Source organism: Halomonas sp. NyZ770 (assembly GCF_020616575.1).
In the GTDB taxonomy this organism is placed as follows: Bacteria; Pseudomonadota; Gammaproteobacteria; order Pseudomonadales; family Halomonadaceae; genus Vreelandella; species Vreelandella hamiltonii.
Genome location: NZ_CP085143.1, coordinates 2,594,120 through 2,610,295 on the forward strand (window position 1 = coordinate 2,594,120; position 16,176 = coordinate 2,610,295).

A 16,176-nucleotide genomic window follows, 5' to 3' on the forward strand; every position below is an offset into this window, starting at 1 on the left:
TCGAGTAGCAGCATTTCTGTACTATTCAAGTACAATAAAAATACAATTTTATCTTGTACATTAATTGTCACTCACCTATAGTTCAAAGCGTTCGCGGCAGGGATACCGCGTGACAAGGGAATGTGCGCTTAGGATGAGCGAAGACGATTCAAGGACCGAGCAAGCTCAGGACGAGCTTTCGTCAATCAGGGAAGAAGAAGTACCGCAGTACACGGACTGATCCTTCAGGACGCTCTGTACCGCGATGAAAAAAGCGTCCTCATTCGTGAGGGCGCTTTTTTTATGTATCCTCCCCATACCCCTTTCAGCAGGTACCCGGGTGATGCTCGATACCAGGCAGTTTTTTCGCCAAGGGCCCGTGCACCGGCCCGAAGGTAGCAGCGACTTTGTCGCGATCCGCCGCCAATTCGACTTTCGCGCCATCGAAATTGGCCGCTGGGTCACCCCCGCCGAGCGCGACCACGCCGCTACGCTGTTTCATGATGCGCTCTGCGATCTCATGTTGATCCTGCACGGCAATGAAGCGCTCATTTCCCTGCGTGGCACGCTTGCTCTGCAATACGGTACCGGCGGAAGACCCGGCGTATCGGCGCATTACAGCCCCACTGAGCGAAGCTTTGCCCTGGCCAAGAACGCTGGGCCTGGCAGCATTGCCCATGAATGGTTTCACGCCTTCGACCACTACATCGCCCGCAAATGTTTTCAGCAGTTACCTGCCAGTGCCTTTGCCTCCAGCGCCTGGCTGCAAAACGCCGTGCCCATCGCGCACCCGCTCAACCAGCGCCTGCTGGCCTGTTTTCAGGCCATCCTGCTGCAACCGAATGGCCAGCAGCCCAGCGAGCTGTTCCGCCACTCGGCCGAGGTCGACCGCGCCATGGGCCAGCTCTACTACAGCAAGCCAGAAGAGCTATGCGCACGAGCCTTCGAAGCCTTTGTACAAGATGCCCCCATCAAGAACCACTTTCTGGTCAAAGGCACACGCCGCTCTCCGGAAGCCGCACGCGGCCTGTACCCGCAAGGCGAACAGCGCGAACGCATCAACCAGCGCTTTCATGACTACTTCCTTGCGCTAGGCAGCGCCCTGGCGCGCTCGACGCCATGACAGCAGCCATTACCAGCAAAAAACCTCACAACGCAATTACATAACACCCAGGGTGCGCACTACGCTTGAAGAGACAACCCACAGGAGGTTCTACCATGTCTCAGCAACAGTGCGCATGCCCGAAGTGTCATTGCAAGGTGGACAGCCACTCCATCGAAAAAGAGGGGCAACTCTTCTGCTCGACGGCCTGCGCGACGGGCCATGCCGATGGCTCTACCGATTGTGGCCATGACTGCAAGTGCGGTTGAACCCACCCGATAACCGCCCACCCCACTGCGATGCCCGGCCAAACACAGGGCATCAGCCTATCAAAGCGTGCGAAACCGCCCATCACCGACTAGGCTTACCTTTCAACCATTCTCAAAGGAAGAGATCATGCCCTCTACTACTACCATCGTCGTCATTGTCGTCGTCATCGTAGCGATTTTCGGATTCAGCGGCGGCCTGCGTTTCTAGGATAGCGGCACGTCTCAACAGTGGTGTGTGATGGCCCTGCCCGGTCTACGCCTCACCAACGAAAACGCCCCGCTTGAAAGGCGGGGCGTATCATGGAATCGTTGATCGTCTTACGATGCTTCAGCATGTAACGTAAAGCCCAAGGCTTTTGTCACCTTCATAATCGTTGCAAAACTTGGGTTTCCATCAGCAGAAAGCGCTTTGTACAACCCTTCGCGAGTCAACCCCGTATCACGAGCAAGCTGTGCCATACCACGGGCGCGGGCAATATCGCCAAGCGCTGCCGCCACCAGGGCAGCGTCGCCCTCTTCAAGGCAGGCTTCAAAGTACAACACCATTTCCTCTTCGGTATTCAAGTGGTCAACGACATCCCATTTACGCAGTGTGCTCATGGTGCCTCCTTCAAATCGCGTGCCAATTGCTTCGCGATATCAATATCTTTTGCCTGGCTGGATTTATCACCGCCCGCCAACAAAATAATCAGCTCATACCTAGCACTCTAGAGAGCACTAGGGGCTAGTCCGTTAAAGGGCCTTCACTAACTCGCCATAATCTCCGTCCACGCGCAAGACAATGGTCACATCGTTGTCATTGCGGTTACGGAAGAACCAGCCATGATTGCCAGGAGGAACAGAGCGAGAAACCTGAATATTTTGGCGATCATGATTTAGTAACTGGCCGGTTGCTTGCTAGCTTATGCCCATGCAGTTTGGGTAGTAGGGCAATGGTTATTTCCTTCTTGTTAAATTAAGTATTTGTTTTTATTTGTTTTTATTTTTTCTATCTATATTCAAATCCAGGATATTGAGTAGTACCTATGCTAGTCCAGCAAAATCTATATATTTAAATAGCAGGTGGTCACTACTTGGCCACCTGTCTCTTTAAGGAAGACTGAAGCTAGTACTGGCTATATTTGATGCCGAAGACATCGATTTCATGAACGCAATGACGCTGGCTCACTTCTCATCCTTATTTCTTTGATGATGACCGAAATGGCGATGCATGAGGAAATGCATGCCAAGACAGAGTGTCAGGGGAAGCAACAGCCAGGCCCCAGTGCCCAGTGACTGGCCGCGCCACATTAGAAAGAACATGGCCACGCCCATAATTACTAAGCAAGCAGTCATCATCCAGTGGTGAATGCGGTTCATTTGGCGTCTCCTTGTGGGTTGTTTGTGGCGAAGCGCCGCTTGAGTAGCAGCGAGTTGCCAATGACGGAGAGAGAGCTTGCGGTCATGGCGATGACGCCGATCATCGGGTGCAGCAGACCAATCGCGGCGATGGGAATGGCTGCCACGTTATAAGCGCTGGCCCAGATCAGGTTTTGGACGATTTTGCCGAAGGTGGCGCGAGATAGGTGCATGGCATCCACCACGGCGGTCAGTTCGCCGCGCACCAGGGTCACATCGGCGGCCTCAATGGCCACATCTGCCCCCGCGCCGATGGCTATGCCAACGTTGGCTTGCTTCAACGCCGCGGCATCATTGATGCCATCGCCGACCATGGCCACGTGGTTGCCATGTTTCTCCTGAAGTTTACGGATGGCATCGACCTTACCTTCCGGCAACACCCCGGCCTGAACCTCGTCGATGCCCACCTCGTCTGCTACGGCACGGGCGGCGCGCTCGTTGTCGCCGGTGATCATCACCACGTGCAGGCCCAGGTCATGCATGCCGCGGATGGCCTCTACGGATTTTTCCTTGAGGGTATCGGCCACTGCCACCAGGCCCAGGGCCTGACCGTCGGCGGCGACGATCACAACGGTGCGCCCCTTGCCCTCGAGCTCTGCCATGGCGTCATCAAGAGCCTCAAGGCCTGTCACGCCTTCCTCTTCCAGCAGTCGACGATTGCCGATCAGCACGGTTTCATCGCCCACCTTGCCCGAGACGCCCCGCGCTCCGGTGGAGCGAAAATCGCTGACTTCACCGGGCTTCACATCGCGTTCCTTGGCACCATCCACGATGGCCCGGGCGATGGGATGCTCCGAGGCGTTCTCCACGCTCGCGGCGAGGGTCAGCAGGCGCGTTTCCTCGACTCCTTCGGCGGTGACGGCATCGGTGAGTTTCGGCTCGCCGCGGGTAATGGTGCCGGTCTTGTCGAGCACCATCACTTTGACGTCCTTGAAGGTCTGGATCGCTTCGCCGGAGCGGATCAGGATGCCGCGCTCGGCACCGATACCGGAGCCCACCATCAGCGCGGTGGGGGTGGCTAGGCCGAGGGCGCAGGGACAGGCGATGACAAGCACGGCGACGGCGGCAATCAGGGCTAGCGTTGGTGTGCTGGCATCTGGATTCACCCAAGGCAGGAAGGTCGCGCCCCAGTCCAGAATCGGCCGCAGGACGTCTGGAAACAGCGCCCATGCAATCAGGCTAGCCAGTGAAATAGCCAGTACCGCTGGCACGAAGCGGCCGGTCATACGGTCGGCGAATTCTTGGATTGGCACCCGTGAGCCCTGAGCCTGGTCGATCAGACGCACCACTTGGGAGAGAAAAGTATCGGCGCCGACGCGGGTCGCCTTGACCCGCAATCGGCCCTCCTTGTTGATGGTGGCGCCGATCACGCTGTCGCCGGTGCTCTTGTAGACCGGTATCGACTCGCCGGTAGCGAGGGACTCGTCGAGATGGCTCTCACCCTCGACCACTTCGCCGTCGGTGGGGATTTTATCGCCGGGGCGCACGATCATGATGTCACCGGGCGTGAGCTCTTTCACCGGCACTTCAATTTCCTCGCCGTCGCGCTCCACCCGCGCTGTCTTGGCGCCCAGCGTCATCAGGCGACGAATAGCCTGGGAGGCGCGCCCTTTGGCTAGTGCCTCCAAATAACGGCCCAGCAAGTGGAAGGTCATGATGGTGGCAGCCATCTCAATGAACGAGGTCATGGTGTAGAAAAAGCCGACCAGGCCAATCAGGTAGGGCGGCAGGCTGCCCATGGAGATCAGCACATCCATATTAAAGGTTCCGTTTTTCAACGAGCGCCAGGTCGACTTGTGGGTGGCTGCCCCGCCATAGAGGAATACCACCGGGAAGGCTAGCAGTGCCACGATGGCCAGATAGCCGGGAATTGGCTGCCAGAACATGTGCGGAATCATTAGCAGCATGATCAGGGTGGTGGGTATCGCGGCGATGATCAGTCGCCTGCGAGCCTGACTTAGATAGGCCTCCTCGATCTCGGAGTCGCTCTCGGCGTCCTCCTGATCACTCTGCACGGCAGCCACGTCATAGCCTGCTCCTTCGACGGCTTTCTTCAAGGTGTCGCCGTCGGGCCCGCTTGCCTTGATGGTCACACTGACATGGTGATTGGCAATATTGGTCTGAATCACGCCCACGCCATCAAGGCGTTCGAGCGTTTTGCGCACAATGCCGGCGCAGTGGTCGCTGCCCATGCCGGGCACCGTCAGGGTGATTGTGTTCGGGGTCGAATCGGACATCGTGTACCTCCTGCTGGCGTTGATGAGAGAACGGCCAGGGTTGGCCGTCCGTCCTAATGCCTACGCAGTGACATCTCGGTCAGTGGTGGGCGTCATGGTCGTCAGGATCGACGCCGCCCTCGGGTGTGGCCTGCTCAAGCTGTTGGCGCTGCTCGTCGCTCATCAGGTCATGCATGGCATTTCGCATGCGCACCATCTCGGCCATCATCTCACCGTGCAACTCGGCCATCTGTCCGTGTAGCGCCTGAACCTCATCAGGGTCTGGGCGATCGCCGTGCATCTCCGCCATCAGGTCGTCGCGTAGGTTCATCATCCGCCCCATGCGTTCGAACTGGGCAGGTCGGTGCTCCTGCATCAGCTCACGCATCTCGCTGCGTTGATCATCATCGAGCATCAACATCATGTCCATGCCGGCGCCGCCCATCATCGGGCAGGGCATCATGCCGCCGCCCATCATTTCCCCCATCATGCCGGGCCCCATTCCGCCTTGGCCGCCGCCCATCATGCCGGAACCCATGCCGCCCTCCATCATGGAGCGTCCCTGGCCCGCTTGGTCACCCATCATTCCCTGGGCGAAAGCAATGCCGGTACCACTGGCTGCGAGGGCCAGGGTGAGTCCGAAGGCGAGAGTGTGCTTGCGAATATCCATGGTCGTTCTCCTTAGCGACAGGCCTATATCAAAGGCCGATGCCTGAAGTATTGAGGCTATGTGTAGCACCTAGGTCAATTCTCAATATGGCATTCAGGCATGCCTAAGGCATCTCAGGGCGTGAAAGTAGGCAGTTTGTTGACCTGTATCAATTTTGGTAATTCGGCAACCTGCCTGCTGCACTTGGGTTGCGTGTGTCTGTGAAGCCATGAAATACTCTTAATATCCTCCACTCGATAGTGATTACTTCTTTGTCATGAATTGCTCCACTTTTAAATGGCTGCTTTGTTTGCTGATAAGCCTTGCCTTGGCGCAGCCATTGATAGTCGTGGCGATGGATCATCATGAAGATGAACCTTGTCTGTTCACTGACATTGATCTAGCCAGTGGAGCGATCGAAGTTGTTGGGTCGGTCAGCATTGGCGACCACGATGCCTCCCATATGGCAGAGTGCTGTATGCCCTGTGCTCAGTGTGCGGTAAATCTCGCGTTGCTTATCGAAGACGCAACCTCCGCCACGTCGACCTTGCCTCGTTATCTGGTCAACTGGTCGCCAGCTCCGCGCGCGCTCTTTGATCGCCCTCCTCGCGTTTAAACCTTCATCGCTGAACGTTCAGCTCGCCTATGGCGGGCCAAGATGATGATTTTAATCACGAGGAATAGCCATGAAACGTCGCGAATTTCTTCGCTACACCACCCTGGGTGGTATTGCCCTATCTGGGTCTGGCCTATTGGTTCACGCTTTGGCCGGACGGCATACACAGGCGTCACCAACAGCTCTGCTAGATAACGCTAGCATCCCTGCAGGACAACCCCTTCAACCATTGCCTCGGATTGCAAACTTGAGTGATCAGGTTGGGCGCTTTCAAAGTGTGTTAACCCCCGCTGCCCATGCGCTGCCAGTGAGCGATGGGCTGGAGGCAAAGTTGTGGCTCTACAACGGTAAAGTGTTGCCATTGATTGAGGTGCGCGAGGGGGATGAGTTAGACATTACGCTGATAAATGAGCTTGAGCAGGAAACGACGCTGCACTGGCATGGGGTACCGGTGCCCCAGTCGCAAGATGGGGCACCCTGGGAAGCCGTATTACCAGGAGAGTCACGACATTATCGTTATGTTTTTCATAGGGGGAGTGCAGGGTTACACTGGTTTCACCCCCACCCACATGAAGGTACTGCGCGTCAGGTAGCTCATGGTTTAGCGGGTGCATTGTTGGTCAGGCCCCGATTAGGCGTGTTGCCCGCGGAGGTGGAAGAGCATTTGCTAGTGGTCAGCGACCTGCGCCTGAATATGAATGGCGAAGTGGCGCCCCATACCAGCGAAGATTGGATGAATGGACGCGAGGGGGAGCTTCTGTTGGTCAACGGCCAACGCGAGCCACGTCTTGATGTGGCGCCGGGCACTACTCTGCGGCTGCGGCTGGTCAACGCCTGTGCTGGCCGGTACTTGCGTTTACGCTTGGAAGATCACGAGTTGACCCTGATCGGTACCGATGGCGGGCTGATCGAGCGACCACAACCACTCGAAGAGTTGCTGCTCACCCCGGGTGAGCGGGTCGATCTGCTAGTACGCATCAGCGAGAAATCTGAAAGGAGTTTTGAGCTGGCGAGTCATCCCTATACACGTGGTTGGATGGGGGCTAAGCCGGCACATCTGGACGAGATTGCTTCGCTATTATCGATTCATACCCTAAATACTGGCGTATACCCCGCCGTCGCGTTACCTGACCCCTTGTCCCATATCGAACCCCTGGGCGAACCAGTGGTGAGACGTCAAGTGGAACTGACCGAGGTGATGCCAGACCATGACAATCACGGTGCGGTGAATGGCGATCCGCATGCCGGCCACGGCGGCAGTGACAGCCATCACGGAACCCATGGGCCGGGGCATGGGGCGAGTCACGCTAGCGACGATGATAGAGCGGTTCGGCCCAAGGTGGATTTTCTGATCAACGGCCGTGCCTTTGCCATGAACGACGTCCTGTTTGAGGGGCAGGTTGGCGAGGTAGAGGAGTGGGAAGTCTTCAATAACTCCCATATGGATCACCCCTTCCATGTGCATGGCACCCACTTTCAGGTGATCGCTACCCGCGATGCTGACAGGGAATGGCGAGACGCGCCCTGGCTGGCCTGGAAGGACACCGTCAACCTGGCTCCTTATCAGCGTCTCAGGCTGCGCATGGTGTTCCTCAAGCCCGGCGATTGGCTGTTCCACTGCCACATCATCGAACACGAAGAGCTAGGCATGATGGCAACGATCCGTGTGAGTTGAGCTTGCCTTGCCTTGCCTTGTTTTGCTTTGGCGTTGTGCGTTGGCTTTGCGTGGTGCTTGTCCACCTGACGACTGATAAGGACGTGATGTCATGACCTATTATCGCTGGCCACTCGCCGTGGCCTTCCTGCTTACCTTGCTTTCAGGTTGCTCCCGAGAACCGAGTAGTATCAGTCTTGAGCAACTGCGAGAGCAGACCCATATTCACGGCCTGGCCGTCGATCGAGCGGATAGCGAACGACTATGGTTGGCCACCCATCATGGCTTCTATGCCGTTGGTAGTGATGGAATGGCCCGCCGGGTCTCGGAGGAGACCCATGACTTCATGGGTTTTGCTCCTCACCCGGAAGAAGCCGAGACCTTCTTTGCCAGCGGCCACCCGGCCAGGGGAGGCAACCTCGGCGTGGTTAAGTCCCGGGATTCAGGCCGCAGCTGGTCACAATTAGCTATCGGCGTTGATGGCCCGGTGGACTTTCATCAGATGACCATCAGTGAGGCCAGTCCCGACGTGCTCTATGGGGCTAATGGTGGCCAGCTCCAAGTCAGCCAGGATGGTGGAGCCAATTGGCAGATTCGCGCCCAGGCGCCGGCCGGGCTGATTTCACTGGCTGCCTCGAGCCGTGATCCCGAACAACTCTATGCCGCCACCCAAACCGGGCTATTGATGAGTCCTGACGGAGGCGAACGATGGCGACAAGTATACCCTGAGCGTCGCCCTACGAGCCTGGTGGTGGCCAGCCAAGGAGAGCTTTACGCCTTCATGATAGGGGTAGGCTTGCTGAGAGTTGGGGAGGGCAGCCGGGATTGGGAGGTAGTCAAGCGTGGCTGGGAAGAGCGCTATCTGATGCATCTGGCGCTGGATCCGCACGACTCCCAGCGTTTGGTGGCGGTTGATGACCTCAATCAACTGCTGATCAGTAATAACGGTGGGCGCGATTGGTCGCACCTCTAATGAATTGGGAGATACCACATGTTGCAATATCCCCAGATTGATCCAGTGGCCATCAGCCTCGGCCCGTTCGCGATTCACTGGTATGGCCTGATGTATGTGGTGGGCTTCGGCGCCGCCTGGTGGCTTGGGCGCCTTAGAGCTAATCGGCTTAAGCTAACCCACGATGACATTAGCGACCTGATCTTTTACTCCGCGGTAGGCGTAGTGGTTGGTGGCCGGTTGGGCTATGTCCTGTTCTATGGAATAGAACAGTTTATGGCCAACCCCTTATGGCTGTTCAAAGTTTGGGAAGGCGGTATGAGCTTTCATGGTGGACTGCTCGGGGTGCTGGCGGCGACGCTATGGTTTGCGCGAAAGCATCGGCTCGGCTTCTTTGCCCTAACCGACTTCATCGCACCACTGGTGCCGATCGGTCTTGGTGCAGGGCGAATCGGCAATTTCATCAATCACGAGCTGCCGGGGCGCGTCAGCAACCTGCCCTGGGCGATGCCGTTTCCCCACATGGGCCCAGAGCCACGACACCCCTCTGCGCTTTATGAATTCGCCCTGGAAGGGGTGGTGCTGTTCGTGCTGCTGTGGTGGCTTTCCGCTGAACCGAGGCGGCGAGGTCTGATCTCTGGTCTTTTTTTGCTGCTGTACGGCGTGTTTCGCTTCACAGTTGAATTCGTGAGGTTGCCGGATGAACACATCGGCTTCCTCGCGTTTGGCTGGGTCACCATGGGAATGCTGCTGACTGCCCCTATGATACTGGTCGGCATGGCGCTGATCACCTGGTCGCGCCAACAACCGGTGGATAATCATAGCCAACCCGGTTTATATCTGCGCCGCCGAGAGAGGAGGACACAATGATACTATCGCTTGGGCACTCCAACACCATTACTGCCATTATTATTAAAACGGGGCTAGGGGCGTTGCTTATCGCTACGCTGCTGAGCACTTCGCCTGTGCTTGCTGAAGACGTGGGGGAGTGGCCGCAGGGCCACTACAGGTTGCCTGAGTACGGTGACCTGATTGGTGAGGCCTATAAGGTAGTGGTAGACAACGAGGCGGATACGCTCCTCGATATCGCCCGTACCCATAACCTGGGCTACGAGGAAATCCGTCGGGCTAATCCGAACGTCAGTCTTTGGGTGCCGGGCGTCGGAACAGAAGTGCTCGTGCCAGCCCAGTATATCCTGCCCGATGCCGAGAGGACTGGCATTGTAATTAACATCGCCGAGTTACGTCTCTACTATTTTCCGGAGATAGGCGAAGGTGAGGTGCCGCGAGTCGAGACCTATCCGATCGGTATCGGTCGAGATGGCTATAACACCCCACTGGGAATTACCACCACTACCATGCGGCTTGAGGATCCTGCCTGGTATCCGCCACGTTCCATGCGTGAAGAAGCGGCGGCGCGAGGCGAACCGGCACCCTCAGTGGTGCCGCCGGGTCCCGATAACCCGCTCGGCAAGCATGCCATCCTGCTCGATATTCCTGGTTATCTAATTCACGGTACCAATGATCCGGACGGCATTGGCATGCGCGCCAGCCGTGGCTGCATACGCATGTTTCCGGAAGATGTTAAAGCAATATTCGGTGCTGTGCCTTTAGGCACTCAGGTTAATATCGTCGATCAGCCCGTCAAGATCGGCTGGGACGATGGCACTGCGTTCGTGCAGGTATATCAGTTTCTTGAAAATCAGAACCACGGCAGACAAGCACTGCTTGAGATGCAGCCGAAGCTCAATCAGTACATCTTGGATCAATCGGTAAATTATGCACAACTCCAAGAACTGCTGGAGAGATCCGACGGTCAAGTAGTGCCCATCGATACGCCAACTCAGGATGAGCTTCTAGAAGAACAAGCACAACCCTTGATATTGCTTTATGAGGTGGGTCTTTAACGCTTTCATAAGGGTGTTTGGGATGCTGAGAAAAGTCAGCCAAGCTTCCCAGGCACCCGAATAAAGTCGATATTAATCATATGTGAAATAGGGTTAGCCTTGCGATGAAGTGGTGTCTAGGTATGAAAAAATATGAACCATCACGTTATAGCTAAAAAAGTCAGTATGTCGACTAGGCGTCATAGAATTGGAAGACATTTCGTTGTTGTACTGATTGGTGCCATGACAGCTTATCTTTTTTGGTTGAGCCGAATGGAGTGGGACGCTGAGATGCGCACTTGGCGTGCTTTAGGCGATGCTGCTTTTATCCTGTTATTTGTCACCATGGTGATAGGCCCTGTGGTGAAAATATGGCCTAGGCAATTGAGCTTTCTTGTCAATTGGCGGCGAGCCTTCGGGATCTGGTTTGCGATCTTTGCCTCTGTGCATGCTTTTCTAGTGTGGGATGGCTGGGCACGGTGGTCGATTCGTGGATTTTTAGGCTATCAGGAGCTGCCTTTGGCGGGGCTTTCAGGCCCGGTTCTTGTGGATCCGGGGTTCGGGCTTGCGAATATGGTCGGGTTAGTCGCCCTCTTTTTTGGGCTCGTCCTGTTTGCCATATCATCCGACAAGGCCATGCGCTTCCTGGGAAGCTCAACATGGAAGCATCTTCAAAATTATGCCTATGTGGTTTTCTATCTAGTTGCTCTTCATGGAATCTACTTTCTCTTCCTACATTATGAGCTGAGTCTCAGGAATCTAGTTTTCCAGAGTGGGGTGTCTGGGCCCAATTGGTTTCGGTTCTGGTTTGTAGGGCTCGTGAGTATTGTCTTTACCGTTCAGGTTGCGGCAATGATAAAACTGATTTTACAGCGAAGAAAAGGTGGTTTAGGGGGAGCATGAGCGATGAAAGGGAAAAGCCGGGGGCAGTAACGCTGCCCTCCAGGCGACGTCGATTCTGGCGTCGTTTACTGCTCGTGGTGGGAGTTGCTCATCTGGTTGGGTTTGTGTCGTCACTGGATGCGATGATGTCGAGCCGTACCTCTCAGGGAGCTGTGGCCTGGATCGTTTCACTAAACACATTGCCCTATGTGGCGGTGCCAGCCTACTGGGTGTTCGGCCGCACGAAATTCCAGGGCTATGTCTCTGCACGACGCGACGAGAACTCGGTGTTGGGGCAGGCGCTTGCTGAAAAACTGGCCGAGCTGCGGGCTCATGGGGTTTCGGATGAACACGCTGACAAGCATCTGGTGGGTGTCGAACAGCTGGCCAAGCTGCCGTTTCTAGGTGGCAACCGGGTGGAACTGCTGATCGACGGTGAGCAGACCTTCGAGAGCTTGTTTGCCGGTATTGATGCTGCTGAGCGCTATCTGCTTGTGCAGTTTTATATCGTTCGGGCTGATGCAGTGGGATTGGCGCTGCAGGCACGGCTGATTGAGAAGGCTAGGCAGGGCGTGGAGGTCTTCTTTCTATACGATGAAATTGGAAGTTATGCGTTGCCGAGCCACTATCTCCAGACGCTGGAAGAGGCGGGTGTTCGAGTACATCGCTTTCATTCTACGCGGGGGACAGGTAATCGCTTCCAGCTCAACTTTCGCAACCATCGCAAGATAATGGTGGCCGATGGGGAAAGAGCCTGGGTCGGTGGATTCAATGTTGGCGATGAATACTTGGAAGGCCACCCACGAATTGGCCCGTGGCGTGATACCCACCTAATGATTGAGGGGCCTGCGGCCTTGGCGCTGCAGCTGGTGTTTCTTGAAGATTGGCACTGGGCGACTGAGGAAATCCCCGAGCTTCCCTGGTCACCGCTAATTCCAAGCGGCCATGGTACACCGGTGCTCATTCTTCCGAGTGGGCCCGCAGACCGATTTGAGACGGCTAGTCTGATGATTCAACAGGCAATTCACGCCGCGCAAGAGCGTATCTGGATATCCAGTCCCTACTTTGTGCCAGATGAGGGGGTGCTGGCGATGCTTAAACTAGCCTCGTTAAGCGGAGTAGAGGTGAAAATCCTGATTCCCGAACGTCCAGATAACCTTCTAACCTACTTTGCGGCCTATGCCTTTCTCGATTCGCTTCTCGAGGCGGGGGTCGAGGTCTATCGCTACGAGGGGGGCTTCTTACATGGCAAAGCCTTTTTGGTTGACGAAATCGGTGCGGCAGTGGGTACCGTTAACCTCGACAACCGCTCCTTTCGACTCAACTTCGAGGTGACGGCGATGGTGATGGACGCCGACTTTGCCGCCGAGGTTGATGCGATGTTCAAGGCGGATTTCGCGCGGGCACGGCAGATGCAGCCAGAAGAGATCAGCGATAAGCCGCTTTGGCATCGGGTGGCGGCTCGAGCGGCCTATTTGTTTGCGCCGGTCTTATGAGTGTGCTTGATCACTCTATTGCCCGCTGGCCTGTGATTTTGCATTCAAGTCTTCGCTTTGGAGTTTCAGGCCATGATGAAAGCCCCTCGTGCAATACTCAATCCAGATAGTAAACTTCAGGCAACCTCTCGGTTTTAAGCTGAAATAAAATGAACAGTTGAAGAAAAGGTAATGCGATTCACCGAGTTGGCTCGGGCTGGTGTGGTAACTGTACGCCATTAAACTCGTTAGGGTCTGGTACAACCGTAACGAGATCTGTGCAACGGCTGTTGACTCTGTGACGAGCAGGCTATTGGACGCCTCCGATTCGTTGACTGCGCAGATTCCCTAGGAGAGGGTCTTAGTTAATGAAGAAGATATTGTTGCGCAGACCAAGACAACCTTACGGTGGTTGACAGTAGTATGTAGCTGGCTGAACAAGGCCATTGCATTCGCATGCGGATTCAAGGGCTTCAGGTGATGGCGCAATTTTTCCGGGAGTGCGCGTCTAAGAATGCGCTTTTCACACTCACGTCAAATTACCATTATTCTTATGTCAGGAAAGTAGGTGTTAGTGTGAAGCAATTTCATTGAAAAAGTCTGGGTTATTCCGAATCGTCGCCAGTACCTTAGCGGCTAGCCCCGTAGGATTATTACGTTTGCCTTCCCAGCTTTTGATCGTATCCACGCTGGTTCCCATTGCGCTGGCAAATTCCGCCTGAGAAACATTGAGCTTGGTACGAATGGCTTTTACATCGGCTACTTCATGGCGTGCTGTGCGGCTAGCCTCAGTGTTGCCCTGATTAATCTCAACGGCTTCCTGCAGCGATGTTTGGAGTTCGTCAAAAATGCTCATCCAGAAACTTCCTCCTTTAATTGGTGGGTCAGTGTTTTCAATGCGGCCTTTTCAGCAAGTGTTATGTTGTCCTTCATGTTCTTAGGGTAGGCCAATATCACAGATATATGGTCGCCGCCTGGTTGTCATCTGGCTGCTAACAGGATGAAAGACATGTGAGTAATGTAATCCCTGGAAAAGATAACGTATTGATAATTCTTGGTTTCCGCATTGCAGGCGCGGGTAAGCGGATTAAATGGTTGATCTTACCTTTGCATGAGAGTGAGACAGACCGGCATCTCATCGGATTATCTGGTTGATGCTTCACCTACTGCTGGTGCATGTTTCCTTCGCTAATTCCAGCAAGAACCCCACACGCCTCAACTTCCCGGTCATCGTTGCAACTCGCTCTCAGTGAAACGAGTTGTTTCTCAAGCGCTTGCAGAGCGGTTATCTGCGACCGCACATGAGAGATGTGATCATCGAGCAAGGCGTTGACGGCGGTACAAGGCTGATGAGGGTCGTCCTGATAGCTCTGTAGTTCGTGAATCTCAGCCAGTGACAGGCCCAGGATTCTGCAGCGACGGATGAAGGCCAGCCCCTCACCATGCTTCTCGGTATAGACACGGTAACCGTTGTCCTGCCGATCAGGCGGCGGCAACAAGCCCTGCTGTTCATAGAAGCGGATCGTCTGTGTTTCGACCCCTACCAACTGCGCCAACTGACCAATGCGCATCAGCCTCCTCCCCAACGGATTCTTTACTCTATTGACCTTATAGTAGCTTTATAGTTTTAAATGGTACCACAACATTGTTCAAGTGGAGTCGTATCATGAGCAAATCCTGTGGTGGCGCCTGTGGCGGTGATGCAACGTCCGCAGCGGATACCGATATACAGGCCTCCTCCGAGGCGCCAGGGAGATGGGTCAGTGTTTATGCCGTGCCGAAGATGGACTGTCCATCAGAAGAACGAATGATTCGCCTAGCCCTGAACGGCTTTGAGGAGATTCGGGCGCTGTCCTTCGACTTGTCGAACCGCCGGCTGAAGGTCGTGCATGACGGCGAGGTCGAGCCCGTCACCTCGAAACTGAAGACCTTGGGGCTAGGCGCCTCGCTTCAGGAAACCGTCGCTGCAAATCCGGAGACCATCAAGGCCGCCGAGTTTTCGGCAGCTTCTGCTAAGCAAGAATCCGGGACCCTGCGCTGGTTGCTCGGCATCAATGCACTTCTGTTCGTGGTGGAAATGACTGCCGGTCTGATCGCCCAGTCCACCGGCCTGATTGGAGAATCCCTGGACAATTTTGCCGATGCGGCGGTGTACGGGCTTGCCCTTTATGCGGTTGGACATAGCGTGAAAATGCAGGTACGTGCCGCGCATCTTGCTGGTGTACTGCAACTGATCTTGGCTGTGGGCGTACTCATAGAGGTGGTGAGACGCTTTGTATTCGGTAGTGAGCCTGAATCGCTGGTGATGATGGCTATCGCATTCGTCGCATTGATTGCCAATACCAGTTGTCTGCTGCTCATATCCAAACATCGGGAGGGCGGGGCGCACATGAAGGCAAGCTGGATATTCTCGGCCAACGACGTGGTGATCAACCTGGGGGTCATCACCGCCGGCGCTCTGGTCGCGTGGACCGGGTCCAATTATCCGGATCTGATTATCGGCACCATCGCGGGGGTAATTGTACTTAACGGTGCTAGACGCATTCTGGCGCTCAAGGATTAAGCAATGTCCATTTTTGGCAAACATCTGTCACCGTACGCTCTGTTGTCCATATCGGGCCTGCTGGCAGCGTCTGATCAGGCCATAAAATGGCTGGTGCAACAATCAATGGCATATGGCGAGTCTATTTCAGTGACCTCATTCTTTAACTGGGTGCACCTATGGAACACCGGTGCCGCATTCAGTCTTTTTGCGAATGGTGGAGGCTGGCAGCGCTACTTTTTTATCGGAATCGCGGTAGTGGTCTCGATTTTTCTGATCAAGCTGATCCTTGAAAATCGTCATAAAGGAGAAGCCATCGCTTACAGTCTTATCCTCGGTGGCGCCATGGGCAACCTGATTGACCGGGTCTTTCGCGGCTATGTTGTGGATTCCTTTGATTTCTATTGGCGAGACTGGCATTGGCCGGCCTTCAACCTGGCTGATATTGCAATTGTCCTCGGTGCCTTACTTTTCGTTTCCAGCAGCTTGTTGGGTAAAAAAGCAAACACCAATGCCGAGCCGGATGGATCTGACTGACACCTACGCCTATACAACA

General features: G+C 55.2%; 17 protein-coding genes. 10 read left to right on the forward strand and 7 right to left on the reverse strand.

What is annotated here, in order from left to right; genetic code table 11:
* Positions 1–322 precede the first annotated feature (322 nt).
* Positions 323–1,102: a CLCA_X family protein gene (locus LG409_RS11950; protein WP_446719070.1), complete on the forward strand. Its 780-nt coding sequence runs from the start codon at positions 323–325 to the stop codon at positions 1,100–1,102.
* A gap of 95 nt (positions 1,103–1,197) precedes the next feature.
* Entirely contained in the window at positions 1,198–1,350 is a 153-nt protein-coding gene (locus LG409_RS11955; RefSeq protein WP_081195643.1) for a metallothionein, read from the forward strand.
* A gap of 318 nt (positions 1,351–1,668) precedes the next feature.
* Here the strand turns inward: LG409_RS11955 and LG409_RS11960 are convergent, their stop codons facing one another.
* The 5 genes from LG409_RS11960 to LG409_RS11980 all read right to left on the reverse strand — a co-directional run bounded on the left by LG409_RS11960 (position 1,669) and on the right by LG409_RS11980 (position 5,980).
* Entirely contained in the window at positions 1,669–1,950 is a 282-nt protein-coding gene (locus LG409_RS11960) for an addiction module antidote protein (protein WP_081195623.1), read from the reverse strand.
* A 564-nt stretch (positions 1,951–2,514) separates the two neighbouring features.
* Positions 2,515–2,709 carry a DUF2933 domain-containing protein gene (locus LG409_RS11965; RefSeq protein ID WP_016915536.1) on the reverse strand — a complete coding sequence of 65 codons (195 nt, stop codon included), beginning with the start codon at positions 2,707–2,709 and terminating at the stop codon, positions 2,515–2,517.
* Positions 2,706–4,985, reverse strand: coding sequence for a heavy metal translocating P-type ATPase (locus tag LG409_RS11970; protein ID WP_096921765.1), 2,280 nt, complete (start codon positions 4,983–4,985; stop codon positions 2,706–2,708). The genes LG409_RS11965 and LG409_RS11970 overlap by 4 nt, the downstream gene beginning before the upstream one ends.
* 79 nt (positions 4,986–5,064) lie before the next feature.
* Positions 5,065–5,634, reverse strand: a complete 570-nt coding sequence (locus LG409_RS11975) for a Spy/CpxP family protein refolding chaperone (RefSeq protein ID WP_096921764.1) — start codon at positions 5,632–5,634, stop codon at positions 5,065–5,067.
* Between the two features lie 148 nt (positions 5,635–5,782).
* Complete coding sequence (locus LG409_RS11980; RefSeq protein ID WP_144983648.1) at positions 5,783–5,980, reverse strand: hypothetical protein; 198 nt, start codon at positions 5,978–5,980, stop codon at positions 5,783–5,785.
* Between the two features lie 319 nt (positions 5,981–6,299).
* Here LG409_RS11980 and LG409_RS11985 point away from each other — a divergent pair, with 319 nt between their 5' ends.
* The 6 genes from LG409_RS11985 to cls all read left to right on the forward strand — a co-directional run bounded on the left by LG409_RS11985 (position 6,300) and on the right by cls (position 13,099).
* Complete coding sequence (locus tag LG409_RS11985; RefSeq protein WP_026001907.1) at positions 6,300–7,904, forward strand: multicopper oxidase family protein; 1,605 nt, start codon at positions 6,300–6,302, stop codon at positions 7,902–7,904.
* A gap of 91 nt (positions 7,905–7,995) precedes the next feature.
* Complete coding sequence (locus tag LG409_RS11990) at positions 7,996–8,856, forward strand: F510_1955 family glycosylhydrolase (RefSeq protein ID WP_039181150.1); 861 nt, start codon at positions 7,996–7,998, stop codon at positions 8,854–8,856.
* An 18-nt stretch (positions 8,857–8,874) separates the two neighbouring features.
* Entirely contained in the window at positions 8,875–9,705 is an 831-nt protein-coding gene (gene lgt / locus LG409_RS11995) for a prolipoprotein diacylglyceryl transferase (RefSeq protein WP_081195060.1), read from the forward strand.
* Entirely contained in the window at positions 9,702–10,742 is a 1,041-nt protein-coding gene (locus LG409_RS12000) for a L,D-transpeptidase family protein (protein WP_081195058.1), read from the forward strand. The genes lgt and LG409_RS12000 overlap by 4 nt, the downstream gene beginning before the upstream one ends.
* A 132-nt stretch (positions 10,743–10,874) precedes the next feature.
* A complete protein-coding gene (locus LG409_RS12005) occupies positions 10,875–11,624 on the forward strand; it encodes a ferric reductase-like transmembrane domain-containing protein (protein ID WP_081137392.1) in 750 nt (249 codons plus the stop codon).
* Complete coding sequence (gene cls / locus LG409_RS12010) at positions 11,621–13,099, forward strand: cardiolipin synthase (protein ID WP_050980320.1); 1,479 nt, start codon at positions 11,621–11,623, stop codon at positions 13,097–13,099. The genes LG409_RS12005 and cls overlap by 4 nt, the downstream gene beginning before the upstream one ends.
* A 550-nt stretch (positions 13,100–13,649) precedes the next feature.
* Here the strand turns inward: cls and nadS are convergent.
* Together nadS and cadR are read right to left on the reverse strand one after the other, a co-directional pair.
* Complete coding sequence (gene nadS, locus LG409_RS12015; RefSeq protein WP_039181156.1) at positions 13,650–13,934, reverse strand: NadS family protein; 285 nt, start codon at positions 13,932–13,934, stop codon at positions 13,650–13,652.
* A 307-nt stretch (positions 13,935–14,241) separates the two neighbouring features.
* The gene (gene cadR, locus LG409_RS12020; RefSeq protein WP_004364961.1) at positions 14,242–14,649 is read right to left on the reverse strand and encodes a Cd(II)/Pb(II)-responsive transcriptional regulator; all 408 of its coding nucleotides are present in this window, start codon (positions 14,647–14,649) and stop codon (positions 14,242–14,244) included.
* Positions 14,650–14,744: 95 nt separating this feature from the next.
* On the opposite strand from cadR, the gene LG409_RS12025 reads away from it, so the two are divergent.
* Together LG409_RS12025 and lspA are read left to right on the forward strand one after the other, a co-directional pair.
* Complete coding sequence (locus tag LG409_RS12025; RefSeq protein ID WP_016807180.1) at positions 14,745–15,641, forward strand: cation transporter; 897 nt, start codon at positions 14,745–14,747, stop codon at positions 15,639–15,641.
* A gap of 3 nt (positions 15,642–15,644) precedes the next feature.
* Entirely contained in the window at positions 15,645–16,157 is a 513-nt protein-coding gene (lspA, locus tag LG409_RS12030) for a signal peptidase II (RefSeq protein WP_227406733.1), read from the forward strand.
* Positions 16,158–16,176: the final 19 nt, after the last annotated feature.